This window comes from Micromonospora acroterricola (assembly GCF_003172955.1).
Classification (GTDB): domain Bacteria; phylum Actinomycetota; class Actinomycetes; order Mycobacteriales; family Micromonosporaceae; genus Micromonospora; species Micromonospora acroterricola.
In genome coordinates this window covers 15504-35094 of record NZ_QGKR01000158.1, presented here as the reverse complement: position 1 = coordinate 35094, position 19591 = coordinate 15504, and the positions used below count along the sequence as shown (strand labels likewise).

The following is a 19591-nucleotide window of genomic DNA, read 5'->3' as shown; positions in this document are numbered from 1 at the left end:
GCTCGGCTACCCTCGTCGGGTGCGGTTGGTCATTGCGAAGTGCTCGGTGGACTATGTCGGACGGCTCTCGGCTCACCTGCCGCCGGCCACCCGGTTGTTGATGGTGAAGGCGGACGGGTCGGTGTCCATTCATGCCGACGACCGGGCGTACAAGCCGTTGAACTGGATGAGCCCGCCGTGTCGGCTGGAGGAGGCCCCCGGCGTGTGGCGGGTGGTCAACAAGGCTGGCGAGGAGCTGCGGATCACCCTGGAGGAGATCTTCCAGGACACCTCGTACGAGCTGGGTGTGGATCCCGGCCTGCGCAAGGACGGGGTGGAGGCGCACCTCCAGGAGTTGCTGGCGGCCAACCCGGGCGTCCTGGGTGACGGGTACACGCTGGTCCGCCGTGAGTACATGACGGCGATCGGCCCGGTCGACCTGCTCTGCCGGGACGCGAACGCCGGCGCGGTGGCGGTCGAGGTCAAGCGCCGCGGTGAGATCGACGGGGTGGAGCAGCTCACCCGCTATCTCGAGCTGATGAACCGTGACCCGCTGCTCAGCCCGGTCACCGGCGTCTTCGCCGCGCAGGAGATCAAGCCGCAGGCCCGGGTGCTCGCCGCCGACCGGGGCATCCGGTGCGTGGTCGTGGACTACGACAAGCTGCGCGGCATCGAGAAGGACGAGCTGACCCTCTTCTGACGGTTCACGCCCCGGTCCGCACCGCGATCAGCGACTTGGGCAGGCCGGCCACCCGCTCGATGAGCATCCGCGAGTCGGGGAAGTAGTGGCGCATCTGCGAGCGGTCCAGCAGTTCGGTCCAGAGCACCTGGTGGATGGCGGCGTCGTGGCTGCGGGTCGGTTTGTGGCCCAGCGGCCAGCGCCGGGCGAGCGCGGTGCGGAGCCGGACCGGCAGGAACTGCATTCCGGGCGCGATCCAGTGTGGCTCGATGGGGAAGTAGCGGTAGGGCGTCTGCACCCAGTGCCGGTCGGCCAGCGAGCGGACGGAGGCGGCGAAGCGCAGCCGGCGTTCGTGCCCGCCCACGTGCTCCAGCACCGAGTTGGAGAAGACCAGGTCGTAGTCACCCTTGACGATGTGCGGCGGCAGGTCGCAGGCGTCGGCCCGTTCGACGCGTGCCCAGTCCGGCACGACGGCGGGCGGCTGCTCCAGGTTGACGACGGTCACCCGGGCGGGGCGGATGGTGGCGCGGGTCCAGGTGCCGAGGCGGCCGCCGAGGTCGACCACGTGCATGCCCCCGATCTCGGGGAACGTGCTGGCCAGCCAGTCGGAGCGACGCCGCCGCTGCCGAGCGCTCCACGACTGGTCACTGTCGACAAGCCGGTAGCGCAATCGATTAGGGCCCATTTAACGCAATGTACCGCCGCGAACACTGCGTATAAACATGTGGATGCGCCTATCCGCCTGGAGATCGGTTATCCGACACTCACCTTCCGTACATGACCTTGATGGCCTTCACGAGCCGGGCGACGTCGGCCGGGGTCCGCTCGAAGGTCATCGACGGCAGCAGCGACCGGGCCCGCCGGCGGGTGATCGCCTTGGACCGGGCGAACTCGCGCAAGCCGTCCTCGCCGTGGATCCGCCCGAAGCCGGAGTCGCCCACCCCGCCGAACGGCAGGGTCGACATCCCGGCGAAGGTCAGGGTGGAGTTGACCGAGGTCATCCCGGAGCGGAGCCGCCGGGCGATGGCCACTGCACGTCGCCGGCCGAAGACCGAACCACCCAGGCCGTACGACAGCGCGTTGGCGCGGGCGACGGCCTCGTCGGCGTCGCGGACCCGGCTGATGGTCAGCGTCGGCCCGAAGGTCTCCTCGCGGACGGCGGCCGACTCCTCCGGTACGTCCACCAGCACGGTCGGGTGCACGTAGGGCGGCTGCACCGCGCCGGGGCCACCGAGCACGGCGCGCCCGCCGGAGCTGACCGCGGCCTCGATGTGGCGGCGGATCACGTCGACCTGGCCGGGCATGGTGATGGGGCCGATGTCGGCGCCCTCCGCCCCGACGGTCAGCCGGCCGGCGCGAGCCACCACCCTGTCGACGAACGCGTCGAAGACCGGCTCGACGGCGTACACCCGCTCGATGCCGATGCAGGTCTGGCCGGCGTTGGTCATGCCGCCCCAGACGCACGCCTCGGCGGCGGCGTCCAGGTCCGCGTCGCTGTCGACGATCATGGCGTCCTTGCCGCCGCCCTCGATCAGCACCGGGGTCAGCGTCTCGGCGCAGGCGGCCATCACCTTGCGGGCGGTGGCGGTGGAGCCCGTGAAGGCCAGCTTGTTCACCCCGGAACGGCACAGCGCCGCGCCCACGTCGCCCAGCCCGTGCACGGCGGTGAACACCGGGTGCTCGGGTACGACCTCGGCGAAGCTGTCCACCAGCCACTGGCCGACCGCGGGCGTGTACTCGCTGGGCTTGAGCACGACGGCGTTGCCGGCGGCCAGCGCGTACGCGACGGAGCCGATCGGGGTGAAGACCGGATAGTTCCACGGCCCGATCACGCCGACGACGCCGTACGGCTGGTATTCGAGGTTCGCGGAGAACTCGGCGAGGATGAGCCGGGACCGCACCCGGCGGGGGCCGAGCACCCGGCCGGCGTTGCGGGCTGCCCAGTCGATGTGCTCGATCGCGGTGACGATCTCGACGATGGCGTCGGCGACCGGCTTGCCGCCCTCGACGTGCACCAGCTCGGCGAGCTGCTCGATCCGCTTGGCGAGCAGGGCCCGCCAGCGCAGGAGCCGCGCGCGACGGCCGGTAAAGCCGAGCCCGGCCCACCACTCGCCGGCGGCGCGGGCGGTGTCGACGGCCTGCCGTACGTCGGCGTCGGTGGCGATCGGGAGGCGACCGGCCTCGGCGCCGGTGGCCGGGCTGGTGGACACCAGTCGGCCCGCCTCGATGATCGGGTTGCCCGGGACATGCACAGCCGTCATGGCGGAAGTCTAGACCCGAAGATTACTCGCCGGTAGGGAGCTATTCGGGCCGCCAGGACGGAAGTCGCTCCGGCCCGCCCACTCGTTGATCAGGGCAGGTCAGGGCTCTGCGCCGGATTCCGTCCGCCCGAACCGTCGAACGGGAGGTGGCCGGGAGGTGGCGAGGAGCTGACCGGCCGGTCGGTATTGACGATTACCGTCTGATGGCAGGCTGACGCGCGGAGTGACGGTGTGGGGTGGAGGGGCGACTGTCCATGGAGGAACATCCGGAACTGATGCCGCTGTTGACGGTCGCGGGTGGGCCGATGCGCGGAGCGAGCTTTCGGCTGCGGGCCGAGCCGCAGGTGATCGGCAGGGCGCCGACCGGCCACGTGGTCATCAACGACCCGCATCTGAGCCGGCAGCACGCGGAGGTGTGGCTGGCACCGGAGGGCGCGTCGCTGCGCGATCTGGGCTCGACCAACGGCACGTGGCTCAACGACCGCCGCATCATCGAGGTGGAACGGCTCTCCGACGGTGACGTGATCCGCCTCGGCCGTACCGAGCTGCGCCTGTTCGACCCCGGGTTGGCCCACACCGACCCGGTCGGGCTCCTTTTCGGCCCGTCCCGGCGTGACGTCCGGCCGACGCTGCCGCTGCCGCTGGCCACGCCGCCCACCGCGCGGCGCTGACCCACCGCCGGCGTCCGGCAGGTGGCCGGGCGCCGGACGCGGGGACAGATCTCCTGGCGGTCGACCACATCGGGCCTCACACCGGGTGGCTGCCGGGCACCTGGACCGGCGCGGCCCGGCGTGGCAGCATGCCGCGGATGGAGACCGAGCAGCGCACGGTGACGGCGAACGGCATCACCCAGGGGGTACGGGTGGCCGGCCCGCCGGACGGCACTCCGGTGCTGCTGATCCACGGCAACTGCTCGTCCGCGCTGTTCTGGGAGCCGCTGGTCCGGCGGCTGCCGCCGACGCTGCGGGTGATCGCCCCGGATCTGCGCGGCTACGGCGCCTCCGAAGCCGCCCCGGTGGACGCGACCCGGGGCCTTCGGGACTTCTCCGACGACGTGGCCGCCCTCCTGGACGACCCGACACTCTTCGGCGCCGCCGACGCCCGCCCGGTGGTGGTGGGGCACTCCCTCGGCGGGGGTGTGGCGATGCGACTGCTGGTCGACCACCCGCACCGGGTGGGTGCGCTGTTGCTCGCCGCGCCGGTCTCCCCGTACGGCTTCGGCGGCACCCGCGACCTCGCCGGTACGCCGACGACGCCCGACTTCGCCGGCACCGGCGCCGGCACGGCCAACCCGGACTTCGTCGCCCGGCTCGCCGCCGGTGACCGCGGCAGCGATGCGCAGACCAGCCCGCGCGCCGTCCTGCGGGCGGCCTATGTGGCCGATCCGGCCTCGCTGAGCGAGGACGAGGAGCTGCTGCTGGACAGCCTGCTCTCCACGGCCACCGGGGACGACAACTACCCGGGCACCGCCACGTCCTCGCCGAACTGGCCGGGCATGGCGCCGGGGGAGCGGGGAGTGCTCAACGCGCTCGCGCCGACGTGGTTCCGGCTCGCCGACGAGCTGGTGGCCGTCGCCGACAAGCCCCCGGTCACCTGGGTACGCGGCGACGCCGACGTGATCGTGTCGGACACCTCGCTGTTCGACCTGGCGTACCTGGGCTCGTTGGGTGTCGTGCCGGGATGGCCCGGCGAGGCGGACTGCCCGCCACAGCCGATGGTCGGCCAGACCCGGGCGGTGCTGGAGCGGTACGCGGAGGCCGGCGGCGCGTACCACGAGGTGGTGCTGCCCGGCTGCGGGCACAGCCCGCACCTGGAGCGCCCGGCGGAGTTCGTCGCGGAGCTGCTGGCCCTGACCACCGTCCCGGCCAGCTGACCGGCGGGCTTGGCCAGCCCGGCACCCGGCGGCGTCGTGGGTGAAATATGCCACGGCGTCTCGACAACCGAACGTCACGTGGCAGACTCGCGCGCATAACCTTAGCGGCCGTTCAGTGGCCGTGCGGAGTGTCTGGGGAGGCCGGTCGTGGCGCGCGAGTTCAGCACCGTGGGTGTGGTGGGGCTGGGCACCATGGGTGCCGGCATCGTGGAGGTCTTCGCCCGCAACGGCATCGACGTGGTGGCGGTCGAGATCTCCGAGCCGGCCGTGGAGCGCGGACGGGTGACCCTGACCGGCTCCACCGACCGGGCGGTCGCCAAGGGCAAGCTCGACCCGGCGGACCGCGACGCGCTGCTCAGCCGGGTGCACTTCGCGGTCGGGCTCGACGCCCTGCACTCGGTCGACCTGGTGATCGAGGCGGTGCCCGAGCACCTGGACCTGAAGCAGCGGATCTTCGCCGAGCTCGACCGGGTCTGCAAGCCCGAGGCGATCCTGGCCACCAACACCTCGTCGCTGAGCGTCACCGAGATCTCGGTGGCCACGCACCGGCCCAACCAGGTGATCGGCATCCACTTCTTCAATCCGGCGCCGGTGATGAAGCTGGTCGAGGTGGTCCGCACCGTGGTCACCGCCCCCGAGGTGGTCGCCGACGTGGAGGCGCTCTGCGCCCGGCTCGGCAAGGTCGACGTCACCATCAACGACCGGGCCGGCTTCATCGCCAACGCGCTGCTCTTCGGCTACCTCAACCACGCGGTCGGCATGTTCGAGTCGCACTACGCGACCCGGGAGGACATCGACGCCGCCATGAAGCTCGGCTGTGGCCTGCCGATGGGCCCGCTGGCGCTGATGGACCTGATCGGCCTGGACACCGCGTACGAGATCCTGGACACCATGTACCGGCGCGGCGGGCGGGACCGCCGGCACGCGCCGGTGCCGCTGCTCAAGCAGATGGTGACGGCGGGGCTGCTCGGCCGGAAGTCCGGTCGGGGTTTCTACACCTACGAGCGGCCGGGTTCCCCGGTGGTCGTACCGGATGAGGCGACGCCGCTGGCCACGGAGGCTGCGCTCGCCGACGGCGCGCGGGCCATCGCGAAGGTCGGCGTGGTCGGCTCCGGGACGATGGCCACCGGGATCATCGAGGTCTTCGCGAAGGCCGGCTACGAGGTCGTCTCGGTGACCCGGGGCGCGGAGAAGTCCGCGAAGGTCTGCGAGGCGGTGAAGACCTCGCTGAACAAGGGCGTGGTGCGCGGCAAGCTCGCCGAGGCCGACCGGGACGCCGCGCTGGGCCGGATCAGCTGGTCGGCCACGCTCGACCACCTCGCCGACGTCGACCTGGTGGTCGAGGCGGTCGTCGAGGAGCTGAGCGTGAAGAAGGCCCTCTTCGCCAGCCTCGACGAGATCTGCAAGCCGGGCGTGGTGCTGGCGACCACCACCTCGTCGCTGCCGGTGATCGACGTGGCGATGGCCACCCAGCGGCCGGCCGACGTGGTGGGACTGCACTTCTTCAACCCCGCGCCGATCATGCCGTTGGTCGAGGTGGTGCGCACCATCCGCACCTCCCCGGAGACCACCGCGACCGCCCGGGCGGTCTGCGCCGCGCTGGGCAAGACCGGCGTGGTCTGCGGCGACCGGTCGGGGTTCATCGTCAACGCGCTGCTCTTCCCGTACCTGAACGACGCGGTGAAGATGCTGGAGGCCAGTTACTCCACGGCCGACGACATCGACCACGCGATGAAGCTGGGCTGCGGCTACCCGATGGGCCCGTTCGAGCTGCTCGACGTCGTCGGGTTGGACGTCGCGCTGGCCATCCAGCGGGAGCTGTACCTGGAGCTGCGCGAGCCGGGCTTCGCGCCCGCGCCGCTGCTGGAGCACCTGGTCACCGCCGGCTACCTGGGCCGCAAGACCCGCCGGGGCTTCCGCGACCACTCGCACCGCTGACCGGTCAACGCCGGAGGGTGCCGACGGCGTCTGCATCTCCTGGCGGCGCCCCGGTCGAACCGGGAACTGGCCACCGACAACGTCGCCGACCGGCCGCACCGGGGCGGTCCTCGTGCTGCGCTGGTGACCGCCCCGGCCCGTCCCGCCCGGCGGACCGTACGCTTGGTGACTGTGAGCCCCCGTCGTAACCGCCCTCGCCGGGACGAGAACGCCAACCTGGACGCCGACCGGGTCCGGCAGGGCGTCGCCTCGGTGCAGCAGTGGACCGACGGCGCCTGGCAGGTACGCGGGATCGGCGCGGGCGCGTCGGTCAAGACGTACCGCTGCCCGGGTTGTGACCAGGAGATCCGGCCCGGGGTGGCGCACCTGGTGGCCTGGCCGGCGGACGGCCTGGGCGACCTGACCGACCGGCGGCACTGGCACAGCGGCTGCTGGCGCGCCCGGGAGCGGCGCGGCCCGGCGGTGCAGCGCGGCCGGGGCGCCCCGCGGCACGGCTGAGCGACCTGGATCACGCTGTTCGCGCCCGGGCGGGCGGCGGCGGCGACTTCGGGACAGACTTGAGGGGTGAGCACACCGATCCGCGCGTCGTCGATCCTGCCCGGTCGCCGGGAGGACATCGAGCTGCACACCGCCGACGGTCTGCGGCTGGTCGGCGAGCTGGCCCTGCCGGCCGACCGGCCGCCGGTGGCCACCCTGGTCTGCCTGCACCCGCTGCCCACCCACGGCGGGATGATGGACAGCCACGTGTTCCGCAAGGCGGCCTGGCGGCTGCCGGCGCTGGCCGACCTGGCCGTGCTCCGGTTCAACACCCGGGGGACCAGCAGCCTGCGCGGCACCAGCGAGGGCGCCTTCGACGCGGCCGTCGGCGAACGCTACGACGTGGCCGCCGCCATCGAGTACGCGGAGTTCGCCGAGCTGCCCAACATCTGGCTGGTCGGCTGGTCCTTCGGCACCGACCTGGCGCTCAAGTACGGCTGCGACCCGGCCATCGCCGGCGCGATCCTGCTCTCCCCGCCGCTGCGCTTCTCGGCGCCGGAGGACCTGGCCACCTGGGCCGGCTCCGGTCGCCCGCTGGTGGCGCTGGTGCCGGAGTTCGACGACTACCTGCGCCCGGCCGAGGCCCGGGAGCGCTTCGCCGCGGTGCCGCAGGCCGAGGTGGTGGGTGTGCCGGACGCCAAGCACCTCTGGGTGGGCGACGCGGAGACGGTGCTCGACGAGATCGTCCGCCGGGTGAACCCGACCGTCACGGTGCCGCTGCCGACGACCTGGGACGGCCCGATGGAGACCGGTGACGTCAGCGCGTACGCCGACCGGACGGTGGCGTCGTTCGCTGACACACCCGTCCCCGGCCCGCTCGCCGGCCAGGCCGACTGACCCGAGGGGCGGTCAGCGGGTCTCCTGGCGGGGCAGCACCACCTCGCGCAGGATCAGTTGCAGCGCGGCGACCGTGGGGATCGCGATCAGCGCGCCCACCACGCCCAGCAGCGCCACCCCGAGCAGCGCGGCCAGCAGGGCGGCCACCTCGTTGACCTCGACGGAGCGCCGCATCACCTTCGGGTAGATCAGGTAGTTCTCCACCTGCTGGTAGATGAGGAAGAAGACCGCGCAGGCGATGCCGGTGGGCAGGTCGGTGGCGAAGCCGACCAGACTCACGACCACCGCGCCCAGGGTGGCGCCGATCTGCGGGATCAGGTCGGTCACCGCGACCACCACGGCCAGCGCGAACGGGTACGGCAGCCCGACGATCAGCGCGAAGACGAACGTGGTCGCGCCGGCCAGCACCGCGATGCTCAGCGCGCCCACCATGTACGCCCCGACCTTCGCCAGGATCTCGTCGCCGATCAGCTGCACCCGCTCGCGCCGCGACCGCGGCACCAGGGCGTAGCCCAGGGAGCGCAATCGGTTGAAGTAGGCCAGGAAGTAGATGGTCAGCACCAGCACGGTCAGCGTCCGGAACACCGTGCCGAAGATCAGTTGGGCGCCGCCGAGCACCCCACCGAGCGCCCGGCCCACGGTGTCGGCGTTGGCCGCCCCCTGCGCCCGTTCCACCAGGTCGTACCGCTCCACCAGGTCGTTGACCGTCGGGTTGCGTTGCAGCTCCTCGACGTAGCGGGGCAGCTGGTCGACGAACTCCCCGGACTGGGTCACGATCGGCGGGACCAGCGCCACCACGCCGCCGCAGAGCAGCAGCACCACGGTCAGCGCCACGACCGCCACCGCCAGGCCGTGGGGCAGCCCCCAGCGGCGCAGCCGGGCCACCGCCGGGTAGAGGCCGACCGCGAGGAAGAGCGCGATCACCACCAGCACCAGGATGCCGCCGGCGTTGCGAATCCCCAGATAGAGGGTGTACGCCAGCAGCACGCCGAGCGCGCCGGTGAAGCCGAGCAGGAAGCTGCTGCGCCGCAGTGGACGCCCCGGCGTGCCGAACTTCCCGGACGGGACGGCCGGCGGCTCGTCCGGGTCGACGTCCGCGTCCGGGATCGGCACGGGGCGTGGCGTCTCGGCTGGTGGCGTCTCGGCTGGCCGGGGATCGGTCGGTGGGGGATCGGTCGGCGGGGGACCCGTTGTCGCGTCCGGGTCGTCGGCCGGCGGGCCCTGCTGCGGCACCAGGGACCTCCCGGCTCAGGCGGTGGGTCGACGGGCGACGGCGACGAACGCCCGCCAGGCGGCCGGCGCGAAGACCAGCACCGGGCCGGTCGCATCCTTGCTGTCCCGCACGCCCACCACCCCGGGCAGATTGTCCGCCACCTCGACACACTCCCCGTTGCCACTGCGGCTGGACGTGCGCCAACGAGCACCGGTCAGGTCCATGAGGTCACAACTTCCTTCATCAGCTCGGTCGACTGCCGGCGGGACAGGGCGCCATTCCTGATCATCTCCCAGCGAGCCAGCAGCGTGGCCACCTCATGGTCGCCATCGACTACGAGGCCGTCAATCTGGTGCTCCATGTGCCCCACCCAACCGCCGTCCGCACCCCGGGCGAGATTGAACGGCCCCGACAGGCCGACGTGCAGCCCGACCTCGGCCGGAATGACGTGCAAGCTGACGTGCGGCCGTTCCAGGCTGGCGACCAGGTGGGTGATCTGCTCGACCATCAGGCCCCGGACGTCTTCCGCGGCCCGCCGTAGCACCAACTCGTCGACGACCGCGACGAACTGCGGCGGATCCGGCTGGGCCAGCAGCGACTGTCGGTCCAGCCGGGCGTGTACGCGGCGCTCCACCTCGTCGTCGCTCAGCATGTCGTCGCAGCGGATGACCGCGCGGGCGTAGTTCTCGGTCTGGAGCAGGCCGGGGATCAGCGTGGGCTGGAAGCAGCGCAGTTGGCGGGCGCTGCGCTCGGCGTCGAGCCAGGGCCGGAACCAGCTCGGTTGGCCGTCCCGCTCGGCGAGCCTGAGCAGGTGGACCAGCAGACCGCCGGTGGTCAGCACCTCGTCGGCGCGGGCCAGGAAGAGCCGGTCCAGTGGGCGCTGCCCCAGCTCCAGCGCGGAAACCATGGAGCCGGAGTAGTGCACCAGCCGGCCGAACTCCTCCTGGCTCATCCCGGCGGCGGTCCGCAACCGGCGTAGCTGGGCGCGGATCATGTCGGCCGTCGGCGCGGCGTCGCCTTCCACAGTGCCTCCGCAGATCGGGATTCGTCTCCACCGGCCGGCCCGGCGGGTCGGGCCACCAACGCAGCCACGCCGCCATACGCGCCGACGCCTTCCGACCGTAGTGGTGACTTCAGCAGACTGTCACGTACCGGGTCCGTGGCCGGTTGTTCCGGTCCACGCGCCCGTCCCGCCGTCACCCGGCGTGCGCCCGTTTCCCGTCGAGGAGGTAACCCATGCCCAGCTCCAGCCGTGCCGGCCGCCGGTCGTCCCTGGTTGTCGGGTCGCCGCCGAGGTCGTCCACCGGCTGCTCACCGGGCGCCAGTCCACCCGGGCGGGCGCGTACTCCATGGTCCGGGCTGCCGCAGCCGCGGCTCGGGCCGTACCCCGCGCATCCCCGACCCTGTGGTGACCGGACGCCGCACACCCCGCTGCGGCCGATGTGGTGCTGCCGGGCGGACGGCCGGCCGTGGCCGTGCGCGGAGGCCCGGCTGCTGCTGAAGGCGGAGTTCGACGCGGACCCGGCGGCGCTCACCATCTACCTCGCCGGGTTGTACCACGAGGCGGCGCACGACCTGTACCAGCTCAACCCCTATGACGGGCCGACGCCCCGGGAGCTGTTCGAACGCTTCGTGGCGTGGGGTCCGTTCCGCCGCCCGATCATCGACCCGCCCCCACCGTGACCCGTGACGTCGCGCGGCACTGAGAATCTTGGACAGTTGCCGTCACCGGCGAACGGAAACTGTCCAAGATTGCTGTGGCTCGTGCGCGCGGGCCGGCGCCGGTGCCGTCATTCCTTCTCGACGGTGACCTTGCTGGGCTTGGCGCTGCGCTCGTCGGTGGTCGGCTTGGTGGGCCGCTTACCGCTCTCGCCGGTGCTGGTGATCTTGGTCGGCTTGGCCCCCCGGCCACCCTCGCCCGGAACGGCGGCCACGGTCGGCTCACCGTCCACCCCGGCACTGGCCGTCCCGCCGTCGACAGTGGTCACCCGCTCGGCGACCGGCCGGGTCGTCGGCTGGCCGGCGCCCTCCGCCTCGGCGTTCGCCGGCTGCGGGGCGTCGGCGGGGCGTGCCTTGAGGCCGGTCGCCGCGCCCGCGCCGGCAGCCGCCGTATCCTCCTCGGAGGTCGCCTCGGCAGGCGCGGTCGGGCCGTCGGCCCCCGCGGCCGGCGCGCTCGCCGCCGGGCCGCCGTCAGCGACCGGCGCGCTGACGGTCGGGCCAGCGGTGCTCTGCAACCGCAGCTCGGCCATCTGCCGCTGGAGCTCGTCGGACTCCTGCCGCGACTTCCAGGTCTCCTGCCGCAGGTCGGCGAGCTGCTGCTGGGCCTGGGCGATCTCCAGCATCACCTGGGCGAGTTGCTGCCGGCCGGCCGCCGCCTCCTGCTGGGTGGCCGCCAGGTGCTGCTGGGTCGTGGCGAGGTGCTGCTGGGTGGTGGCCGCGTACTCCTCGAACTGGCGGCGGGAAGCCGCCACGTGCTCGTCGGCCTTGCGGCGCTTGTCGCCCGACTCGGTCTCGGCCCGGCTCAGCAGCTCGGCGGCCTCCTCCTCGGCCAGCCGTCGCATGGTCAGCGCGTCCTGCTCGGCCGCCTGGCGAATCGCTTCGGCGCCCTGCTCGATCTCGGTCTTGCGGGTCGTGTACTCGGTCTCCAGCTCGTTCTTGCGAGTGGTGTACTCGCTCTCCAACTGGTCGCGGCGCGAGGTGAAGCCCGTCTCCAACTCCTGCTGGCGACCGCTGAAGGTGCTCTCCAGCTCCTCCTGACGGCTGGTGAACCCGGTCTCCAACTCCTGCAGGCGGGCCTTGTACTGCTTCTCCAGCTCGTCGCGGCGCTTGGCGAACTCCTGCTCGGCGGCGGACCGCCGCTGGGCCAGCTCCCGGTCGGCCGTCTCCCGACGGGAGTTGACCTCCTGCTCGACCCCGGCCCGCCACGCGCCCAGCTCCTGCTGGGTCTGCGCCCGCGCGTGCTGCACGTACGCCTCGGTCTCGCTGCGCATCCGCTGCACGTACGACTCGGTCTCGGCGCGGTTGCGCTTGGCGGACTCGGCGGCCTGCGTGGCCAGCCGCTCCGCCTCCTGCTGTGCCTTGGCGCGGGTGGCCCGGCCCGCCATCGACGCGTCGTCGATGATCTGCTTGGCCTCCTGCTGCGCCTTGGCGTGCGTGGCCCGGCCCGCCTCGGTCGCGGTGTCGGTGAGCCGCTTGGCCTCCTGGAGGGCCTTGGCGTGCACCTCCTTGGCGGCCTCGCGCAGCTCGCCGGCCTCCTGCCGGGCGGTGGCCAGCGCCTCGCGGGCCGACTCGCGCAGCTTGGTGGACTCCTGCTGGGCCCGGGTGTGGATCTCCTTGGCGGTGTCCCGCAGCTGGGTGGCCTCCTGCTGGGCCCTCTCCAGCGCGTCCTGCGCCGTCTTGCGCAGCTTCGCCGACTCTTCCTTGGCCGACCGCAGCGCCGCTTCCGCCTCGGCGCGCCGGGCGGTGGTGTGCCGCTCCTCCTCCGCGCGCCGCGCGGCGAGGGCGATCTCGAAGTCCTTCAGTGCCCGGGCGGCCTGCTCCCGCGCCTCCTCGATGATGTGCTCGGCGGCGGCGCGACGGGCGTCGATCTCCTCGTTGGCGGCGGAGACGATCTGCTCGGCCTGCTCCTCGGCGAGGGTGAGGATCGACTCGACCCGCGGGCCGAGGTGCCGGAACGAGGCCCGGTCGACCACGTTCATCTGCTTGCGCACCTGGGCGAGGTCGCGCTGGAGCACCTCGACCTGACCCGCGAGCTTGTGGATCTGTGTGTAGGCCTGCTCTCGTTCGGCGGCGAGGGTGGCGATCTCGTGCTCGGCACGCGCCACGTACCGGTCGACCTGTCGTTTCTCGTAACCCCGCAGAGCGGACTCGAAGCTGGGCTCCGTGGTCACGTCCCCGCCGAGTGCGAACAGTTCCTCGCCGTGCGACATGCCCCCATCCTCACACGCATCGGCCCCTGCTGGGGCGATACGGACGCCCCTTGTGGGACCTACTTCACTCGGTTTGGAACACCGGATGTCACGAGGTGGGAAACGCATACGGCGCGAGGTCACACCGGTCACCCGGTGTCACCTCGCGCCGTCGATGCCCCGACCTGACGCCTCGCGTCAGCCGGCGGTCTCCGCGGTCACCCGCTCCTGACCGCCGTCGGCCTTCTTGGCCTCCGGCTTGGTCTCCGACTTCGCTGCCGCCGGAACGCCGGGGACGATGCCGGCGAGCCCGGAGAGCATCTGACCGAGCTGCGAGGTGACCGCGTCCTTCTGCCGAGTGAGGTCCTCGACCTCGCGGCGGGCGGCCTGGGTGGTCAGCTCCGCCTCGGTGCGGGCCTCGGTGAGCAGGCGCTGCGACTCGGCCTTGGCCTCGTGGAGCGTCTTCTCCGACAGGGCCTTGGCCTTGTCGATCGTCTCGTTGGCGCTGCGCTCCGACTCGACCCGGCGGGCCTCGGCGCGCTGCTCGATCTCCTTGGCGCGCTCCTGCGCGGCGCGGGCCCGCTGCTCGGCCTCGCTGACCATCTTCTGGGTCTGCGCCACCTGGGCGGCGTGCCGCTCGGACTCCTCGCGCTCGGACTTCTCGCGCCGCTCGGCCAGCTGGAGCTCCAGGGCCTGGAGGTCCTTGTCGCGCTTGTCCCGCGCGTCGGTGAGCAGCTTGGTCGCCTCGGCGCGCTTCTCCTCGGCCTCACGGGCCGCCTTGGCCCGCTGCTGGGTGATCTCCCGCTCGGCGGTGGCCCGGAGGGTGGCCACCTCCCGCTCCACGGTCGACTTCAGCTCGGCCACCTCGTGCGCGGTGACGGTACGCAGCTGCTTGGTCTCGCGGTCGGCGTCGGCGCGCAGCGTGTCGGCCTCGCGGCGGGCCTGCACCCGGACCTCGGCGGCCTCGCGCTCGGCGGCGGTGCGCAGGTTGCCGGCCTCGCGCTCGGCGCTGGCCTTCATCGCGGCGGCCTCGGCGCGGGCCTTGTCGGTGATCTCACGGGCCTCGAGGCGGGCGGCGGAGAGGATGCCCTCCGACTCGCGCTTGGCCTCGTTGCGGTGGTCGTTGGCCTGCTCCTCGGCGAGCCGGAGGATCTGCTCGACGCGGGTGCCGAGCCCCGAGAGGGTGGGCCGGCTGTTCTCCTCGAGCTGCTTGTTCGTGTCGGTGAGCTTCTGCTCCAGCGCACTCATGCGCTGTTCTGCCTGGCGGAGCCGACGCTGGGCGTCGTTCATCCGCTGCTCGGCCTCGGCACGGGCCTGCTCGGACTGGGTCAGCGCGGCCGTCATCCGGCCGATGAAGTCATCGACCTGGTGGGTGTTGTATCCGCGCAGGCCAACGGTGAAATCTGGCTGCGAGTTCGCGTTATCGAAGAACGCGAGAGGGGAGGACTGCTGCTGGGGCATTGGGACATACTGGCAGACGCCCCAGGGTGCTTCGCAAGAGCGGTACGAAGCTTTCGTGTCCTCTTTACATGGTCAACTCCCGCTCTCGGCGAGGCCGGACCAATCGGCGATCTTGGCAGGTCCCGGGCGGGTCGGACGCCACGCAGCGTGACGCGGAAAAGGGCCACGGGACGCGCCCGTGGCCCTTTGTTCGATCCTGGTGGGTATCCCGCAATTGGCGTCGGAAGAAGAATGGCCGTTCACCGCATTGGCCGTCCGAGGCTCGCCCGTCCGGCCGGCGGCCCGGTCAGTGCCCCCGGAACCGGTTGATCGCGTCCTCGTGCCGGGCCCGCAACTCCCCGTCACGTACGCCCAGACCGTCGGTCGGGGCGAGGCAGCGCACCCCGACCTTGCCCTGGTGGGCGTTGCGGTGCACCTCGTACGCGGCCTGCCCGGTCTGCTCCAGCGGGTAGGTGCGCGACACCGTCGGGTGCACCTTGCCGAGCGCGACCAGACGGTTGGCCTGCCACGCCTCGTGGTAGTTGGCGAAGTGGCTGCCGACGATCCGCTTGAGGTGCATCCACAGGTAGCGGTTGTCGTACTGGTGCTGGAAACCACTCGTGGACGCGCAGGTGACGATGGTGCCGCCGCGCCGCGCCACGTAGACGCTCGCGCCGAACGTCTCCCGCCCCGGGTGCTCGAAGACGATGTCCGGGTCCTCGCCACCGGTCAGCTCGCGGATCCGCTCGCCGAAGCGCTTCCACTCGTCCGGGTCCTGGGTCTCCTCGTCCTTCCAGAACCGGAAGCCCTCCGCCGCCCGGTCGATGACCAGCTCCGCGCCCATCCGGCGGCACAGCTCGGCCTTCTCGGGGGAGGACACGACGCAGACCGGGATCGCGCCGCCGTTCAGCGCCATCTGGGTGGCGTACCCGCCGAGGCCACCCGACGCGCCCCAGATCAGCACCACGTCGCCCTGCTTCATGTTGGCGCCGTGGTGCGAGACGAGCTGCCGGTACGCGGTGGAGTTGACCAGCCCCGGGCTGGCCGCCTCCTCCCAGGTCAGGTGCCGCGGCTTCGGCATCAGCTGGTTGGCCTTGACGACGGCCAGCTCGGCCAGCCCGCCGAAGTTCGTCTCGAAGCCCCAGATCCGCTGCTGCGGGTCGAGCATCGTGTCGTCGTGCCCGGCCGCGTCCTCCAGCTCGACGGAGAGGCAGTGCGCGACGACCTCGTCGCCGGCGGCCCAGCGGGTCACCCCGGGGCCGGTGCGCAGCACCACGCCGGCCGCGTCCGAGCCGACCACGTGGTACGGCAGGTCGTGCCGGCGGGTCAGCTCGGAGACCCGGCCGTAGCGCTGGAGGAACTTGAAGGTGGGCAGCGGCTCGAAGATGCTGGTCCACACCGTGTTGTAGTTGATCGCGCTCGCCATCACCGCGACCAGCGCCTCGCCCGGCCCCAGCTCCGGCGTCGGCACCTCCTGCACGTGCAACGCCTTGCGGGGATCCTTGTCCCGGGTGGCCATGCCGTCGAACATCCGTGCCTCTTCGGCGCGGACGACCACGCCCCGGTAGGTCTCTGGCACGGGCAGCCCGGCCACGCCGGCCAGCTCGCGGTCCGGATCGTTCGATTCCTCCGCCGCCATGATCGCTTCGAGGATGTCCTGCACGGTGACCTCCGGTTCGTCCGCACCCGCACGGGCCCGGGTGCTGCCATCGTCGGCGCCGGTGGGCACGACCGCCATGTCGGCATTCGACACATCCGGCACCGGTCGCGCTCCTGTGGGCCGGGACGTTACTGAACGGTAGCTAGGCCGGGAAGCCCTCTGTGAAAAACTGCATCCGCCGATGCGTGAAGGTGTCCGGCCACCCCGTCAACCGCGCAGACACGCGCTCGCCTGACCGGCCCAGGGGGTCACGCGGCGCAGCGCGGGGCCCGGGCAGCGCGGTGGGCGGTGCGGTGCGCGGGCGCGCGCTGGGCGATGCGCGGTGGCAGCAATAACAGGGTTGTAGTGGCCTCGCGGGCGGCGGAGGCCACTACAACCCTGATGTTGTGCGGATCTTGACGGTGCACGGCGGGCGCGGGCGCGGGCGCGCGGCGCTGTGGGGTGGTGCGTGGCGATGCGGGGTGGTGCGGGCGTTCGGCGGGTCAGTGGGCGGCGGCGGGTTCGACGAGTTCGACAAGGACGCCGCCGGCGTCCTTCGGGTGCACGAAGTTGATCCGGGAGTCCGCCGTGCCGCGCCGTGGGGTCTCGTAGAGCAGCCGCATCCCCCGCGCCCGCAGCGCGGCGCACGCCGCGTCGATGTCCGTCACGGTGTACGCGACCTGCTGCAAGCCCGGCCCGTTGCGGTCCAGGAACCTGGCGATCGTCGACTCCGGGGTGAGCGGGGCGAGCAGCTGCACGCAGCCACCCTCGGTGGTCGGCCCGACGGCCAGCATCGCTTCCCGGACGCCCTGCTCAGCGTTGGTCTCGGTGTGTACGCACCGCATGCCGAAGGTCCGCTGGTAGAAGTCGATCGCGGCGTCCAGGTCGGCCACGGCGATCCCGACGTGGTCAATCTTGCGAAGGCCGATGTCTGTGACGTAGTCCGCACCGGGCTCGGCGGGGGAGTTCTCAGTCATGGCGCTAGTCTGACCGAACAATCGTTAAGGCGTACAGCTCGGCACCCCCCTCGGAGGCAGGCATGGCTTCGGTGATCGTCAGCGGCGCGCGGACCCCGATGGGGCGGCTGCTGGGCAACCTCAAGGACCTCCCGGCCACGAAGCTCGGCGGGATCGCGATCAAGGCGGCGCTGGAGCGCGCCGGCGTCAGCCCGGACCAGGTCCAGTACGTGATCATGGGGCAGGTGCTCCAGGCCGGCGCCGGCCAGATCCCGGCCCGGCAGGCGGCGGTCGAGGCCGGCGTGCCGATGTCCGTGCCGGCGCTGACCATCAACAAGGTCTGCCTCTCCGGCCTGGACGCGATCGCCCTGGCCGACCAGCTGATCCGGGCCGGCGAGTTCGACATCGTGGTGGCCGGCGGCATGGAGTCGATGACCAACGCCCCGCACCTGCTGCTCGGTCAGCGCACCGGTTACAAGTACGGCGACGTGGTGATCAAGGACCACATGGCGCACGACGGGCTCAGCGACGCCTGGGACTGCTGCTCCATGGGCGAGTCCACCGAGCGGCTCGGCGCCCGGCACGGCATCTCCCGCGAGGAGCAGGACGCCTTCGCCGCGGCCAGCCACCAGCGGGCCGCCGCCGCCCAGAAGAACGGGCACTTCGCCGACGAGATCACCCCCGTCGTGATCCCGCAGCGCAAGGGTGACCCGCTGGTGATCAGCGAGGACGAGGGCATCCGCCCGGACACCACCGTCGAGTCGCTGGCCAAGCTGCGTCCCGCCTTCGCCAAGGACGGCACCATCACCGCCGGCAGCTCCTCGCCGATCTCCGACGGCGCGGCCGCCGTGGTCGTGATGAGCATGGCCAAGGCCAAGGAGCTGGGTCTGACCTGGCTCGCCGAGATCGGCGCGCACGGCAACGTGGCCGGCCCGGACAACTCCCTGCACTCGCAGCCGTCCAACGCGATCAACCACGCCCTGAAGAAGGGCGGCCTGAGCGTGGAGGACCTGGACCTCATCGAGATCAACGAGGCGTTCGCCCAGGTCGGCGTGCAGTCGACCCGTGACCTGGGCATCAGTCCGGACAGGGTCAACGTCAACGGCGGCGCGATCGCGCTGGGGCACCCGATCGGCATGTCCGGCGCCCGGCTGGTGCTGACCCTCGCGCTGGAGCTGAAGCGCCGCGGCGGCGGCACCGGCGCGGCCGCGCTCTGCGGCGGTGGCGGCCAGGGCGACGCGCTGATCATCCACGTTCCGGGTAAGGCTGAGACCAACCAGTGAGCGAAGCGGTCGAGCACGTTCCGGCAGCCGGCGCGCCATCGGTGCGCCGGACCCGGGACGTACCCCTGCTGGTCGAGCGGGCCCGCGCGGGCGACCCCCGCGCGGTGGCCCGGCTGATCACGCTGGTGGAGAACGGTGACGAGCTGCTGCCGGACATCGCGGCCGCGCTCGCGCCGTACGCCGGGCAGGCCCAGGTCGTCGGGCTGACCGGTTCGCCCGGGGTTGGCAAGTCGACCACCACCAACGAGCTGGTCCGGGCGCTGCGGGCACGCGGGCATCGGGTCGGCGTGCTGGCGATCGACCCGTCCAGCCCGTTCACCGGTGGGGCGATCCTCGGCGACCGGGTCCGGATGCAGGACCACGCGACCGACCCTGGCGTCTACATCCGGTCCATGTCGAGCCGAGGGCACCTCGGTGGGTTGTCCGCGGCGACGCCGCAGGCGGTCCGGGTGCTGGAGGGCGCCGGCTGCGACGTGGTGCTGGTGGAGACCGTCGGCGTCGGGCAGGCCGAGGTGGAGGTCGCCTCGCTGGCGGACACCACGCTGGTGCTGCTCGCCCCCGGCATGGGCGACGCGATCCAGGCGGTCAAGGCCGGCATCCTGGAGATCGCCGACGTGTTCGTGGTCAACAAGGCCGACCGGGACGGCGCCGACGCCACCGTCCGCGACATCCAGGGCATGATCGCCCTCGGTGAGCGCGGCCCGGGGCAGTGGCGGCCGCAGGTGGTCCGCTCCGTCGCCACGCGGGGCGAGGGCATCGACGACATCGCCGCCGCGATCGACAAGCACCGCGGCTGGCTGGTCGAGCACGGTGAGCTGCGCCGCCGCCAGGAGGCACGAGCCGCGGCCGAGATCGAGGCGATCGCGCTCGGTGTGCTCCGCGCCCGGATCGGCTCACTACGCGACGGCACCGAGCTGCAGACGTTGGCCGCCAGGGTCGCCGAAGGCGCCCAGGATCCCTACGCGGCGGCGGACACCCTGCTGGCCCAGCTCGCCCGCTGACCCTCCACCGGGGACACCCCGGCACCCCGGCATCCTCTAGGCTCGCA

The 19591-nt window shown here is 72.2% G+C and carries 18 protein-coding genes; 9 read left to right on the top strand and 9 right to left on the bottom strand.

Going from position 1 to position 19591, the window contains the following annotated elements; translation table 11 throughout:
• Window positions 1-19: 19 nt before the first annotated feature.
• Window positions 20-679, top strand: coding sequence for an endonuclease NucS (gene nucS / locus DKT68_RS09170; RefSeq protein ID WP_109817008.1), 660 nt, complete (start codon window positions 20-22; stop codon window positions 677-679).
• A 4-nt stretch (window positions 680-683) separates the two neighbouring features.
• Here the strand turns inward: nucS and DKT68_RS09165 are convergent, their stop codons facing one another.
• Window positions 684-1343 carry a class I SAM-dependent methyltransferase gene (locus DKT68_RS09165; protein ID WP_109816988.1) on the bottom strand — a complete coding sequence of 220 codons (660 nt, stop codon included), beginning with the start codon at window positions 1341-1343 and terminating at the stop codon, window positions 684-686.
• 79 nt (window positions 1344-1422) lie between these two features.
• A complete protein-coding gene (locus DKT68_RS09160; RefSeq protein WP_109816987.1) occupies window positions 1423-2919 on the bottom strand; it encodes an aldehyde dehydrogenase family protein in 1497 nt (498 codons plus the stop codon).
• A 275-nt stretch (window positions 2920-3194) separates the two neighbouring features.
• Between DKT68_RS09160 and DKT68_RS09155 the strand changes: the two genes are divergently transcribed.
• The 5 genes from DKT68_RS09155 (at window position 3195) to DKT68_RS09135 (ending at window position 8104) form a co-directional block, all read left to right on the top strand.
• Complete coding sequence (locus DKT68_RS09155) at window positions 3195-3590, top strand: FHA domain-containing protein (protein ID WP_236646801.1); 396 nt, start codon at window positions 3195-3197, stop codon at window positions 3588-3590.
• Between the two features lie 128 nt (window positions 3591-3718).
• Window positions 3719-4792, top strand: a complete 1074-nt coding sequence (locus DKT68_RS09150; protein ID WP_407940711.1) for an alpha/beta fold hydrolase — start codon at window positions 3719-3721, stop codon at window positions 4790-4792.
• A gap of 147 nt (window positions 4793-4939) precedes the next feature.
• A complete protein-coding gene (locus DKT68_RS09145) occupies window positions 4940-6730 on the top strand; it encodes a 3-hydroxyacyl-CoA dehydrogenase family protein (RefSeq protein WP_109816984.1) in 1791 nt (596 codons plus the stop codon).
• A 171-nt stretch (window positions 6731-6901) separates the two neighbouring features.
• A complete protein-coding gene (locus DKT68_RS09140) occupies window positions 6902-7228 on the top strand; it encodes a hypothetical protein (protein ID WP_172899056.1) in 327 nt (108 codons plus the stop codon).
• Window positions 7229-7294: 66 nt separating this feature from the next.
• Window positions 7295-8104, top strand: a complete 810-nt coding sequence (locus tag DKT68_RS09135) for an alpha/beta hydrolase (protein WP_109816983.1) — start codon at window positions 7295-7297, stop codon at window positions 8102-8104.
• 12 nt (window positions 8105-8116) lie between these two features.
• Here DKT68_RS09135 and DKT68_RS09130 read toward each other — a convergent pair whose 3' ends face one another.
• The 3 genes from DKT68_RS09130 to DKT68_RS09120 are packed head-to-tail and all read right to left on the bottom strand — an operon-like array spanning window position 8117 to window position 10311.
• A complete protein-coding gene (locus DKT68_RS09130; protein ID WP_109816982.1) occupies window positions 8117-9337 on the bottom strand; it encodes an AI-2E family transporter in 1221 nt (406 codons plus the stop codon).
• A gap of 15 nt (window positions 9338-9352) precedes the next feature.
• Window positions 9353-9541, bottom strand: coding sequence for a DUF397 domain-containing protein (locus DKT68_RS09125; protein WP_109816981.1), 189 nt, complete (start codon window positions 9539-9541; stop codon window positions 9353-9355).
• Window positions 9532-10311 carry a helix-turn-helix domain-containing protein gene (locus DKT68_RS09120; protein ID WP_109817007.1) on the bottom strand — a complete coding sequence of 260 codons (780 nt, stop codon included), beginning with the start codon at window positions 10309-10311 and terminating at the stop codon, window positions 9532-9534. The genes DKT68_RS09125 and DKT68_RS09120 overlap by 10 nt, the downstream gene beginning before the upstream one ends.
• A 365-nt stretch (window positions 10312-10676) precedes the next feature.
• Here DKT68_RS09120 and DKT68_RS09115 point away from each other — a divergent pair, with 365 nt between their 5' ends.
• On the top strand, window positions 10677-11000 hold the full coding sequence (locus DKT68_RS09115) for a hypothetical protein (protein ID WP_109817006.1): 324 nt from the start codon (window positions 10677-10679) through the stop codon (window positions 10998-11000).
• A 107-nt stretch (window positions 11001-11107) separates the two neighbouring features.
• Here the strand turns inward: DKT68_RS09115 and DKT68_RS09110 are convergent, their stop codons facing one another.
• From DKT68_RS09110 to mce, 4 genes are all read right to left on the bottom strand, one after another.
• Window positions 11108-13246, bottom strand: a complete 2139-nt coding sequence (locus tag DKT68_RS09110) for a coiled-coil domain-containing protein (protein WP_109816980.1) — start codon at window positions 13244-13246, stop codon at window positions 11108-11110.
• 177 nt (window positions 13247-13423) lie between these two features.
• Window positions 13424-14686, bottom strand: a complete 1263-nt coding sequence (locus DKT68_RS09105; protein WP_109816979.1) for a cell division protein DivIVA — start codon at window positions 14684-14686, stop codon at window positions 13424-13426.
• A 286-nt stretch (window positions 14687-14972) separates the two neighbouring features.
• Window positions 14973-16328 (bottom strand): crotonyl-CoA carboxylase/reductase, encoded by a 1356-nt coding sequence (gene ccrA / locus DKT68_RS09100; protein WP_109817005.1) that lies wholly within the window; start codon window positions 16326-16328, stop codon window positions 14973-14975.
• Window positions 16329-16807: 479 nt separating this feature from the next.
• Complete coding sequence (mce, locus tag DKT68_RS09095) at window positions 16808-17281, bottom strand: methylmalonyl-CoA epimerase (protein WP_109816978.1); 474 nt, start codon at window positions 17279-17281, stop codon at window positions 16808-16810.
• A gap of 62 nt (window positions 17282-17343) precedes the next feature.
• Between mce and DKT68_RS09090 the strand changes: the two genes are divergently transcribed.
• Together DKT68_RS09090 and meaB are read left to right on the top strand one after the other, a co-directional pair.
• Window positions 17344-18543: an acetyl-CoA C-acetyltransferase gene (locus DKT68_RS09090; RefSeq protein ID WP_109816977.1), complete on the top strand. Its 1200-nt coding sequence runs from the start codon at window positions 17344-17346 to the stop codon at window positions 18541-18543.
• Window positions 18540-19544, top strand: a complete 1005-nt coding sequence (meaB, locus tag DKT68_RS09085) for a methylmalonyl Co-A mutase-associated GTPase MeaB (RefSeq protein ID WP_109816976.1) — start codon at window positions 18540-18542, stop codon at window positions 19542-19544. The genes DKT68_RS09090 and meaB overlap by 4 nt, the downstream gene beginning before the upstream one ends.
• The last annotated feature ends 47 nt before the right edge of the window (window positions 19545-19591 follow it).

Excerpts from the sequence above, each read along its gene's own strand:
- DKT68_RS09160 (WP_109816987.1), bottom strand. The coding sequence starts at position 2,919 with ATGACGGCTGTGCATGTCCCGGGCAACCCGATCATCGAGGCGGGCCGA.
- mce (WP_109816978.1), bottom strand. The coding sequence starts at position 17,281 with ATGACTGAGAACTCCCCCGCCGAGCCCGGTGCGGACTACGTCACAGAC.
- DKT68_RS09110 (WP_109816980.1), bottom strand. The coding sequence starts at position 13,246 with ATGTCGCACGGCGAGGAACTGTTCGCACTCGGCGGGGACGTGACCACG.
- DKT68_RS09125 (WP_109816981.1), bottom strand. The coding sequence starts at position 9,541 with ATGGACCTGACCGGTGCTCGTTGGCGCACGTCCAGCCGCAGTGGCAAC.
- DKT68_RS09090 (WP_109816977.1), top strand. The coding sequence starts at position 17,344 with ATGGCTTCGGTGATCGTCAGCGGCGCGCGGACCCCGATGGGGCGGCTG.
- DKT68_RS09120 (WP_109817007.1), bottom strand. The coding sequence starts at position 10,311 with ATGATCCGCGCCCAGCTACGCCGGTTGCGGACCGCCGCCGGGATGAGC.
- DKT68_RS09165 (WP_109816988.1), bottom strand. The coding sequence starts at position 1,343 with ATGGGCCCTAATCGATTGCGCTACCGGCTTGTCGACAGTGACCAGTCG.
- DKT68_RS09150 (WP_407940711.1), top strand. The coding sequence starts at position 3,719 with ATGCCGCGGATGGAGACCGAGCAGCGCACGGTGACGGCGAACGGCATC.
- DKT68_RS09155 (WP_236646801.1), top strand. The coding sequence starts at position 3,195 with ATGCCGCTGTTGACGGTCGCGGGTGGGCCGATGCGCGGAGCGAGCTTT.
- DKT68_RS09105 (WP_109816979.1), bottom strand. The coding sequence starts at position 14,686 with ATGCCCCAGCAGCAGTCCTCCCCTCTCGCGTTCTTCGATAACGCGAAC.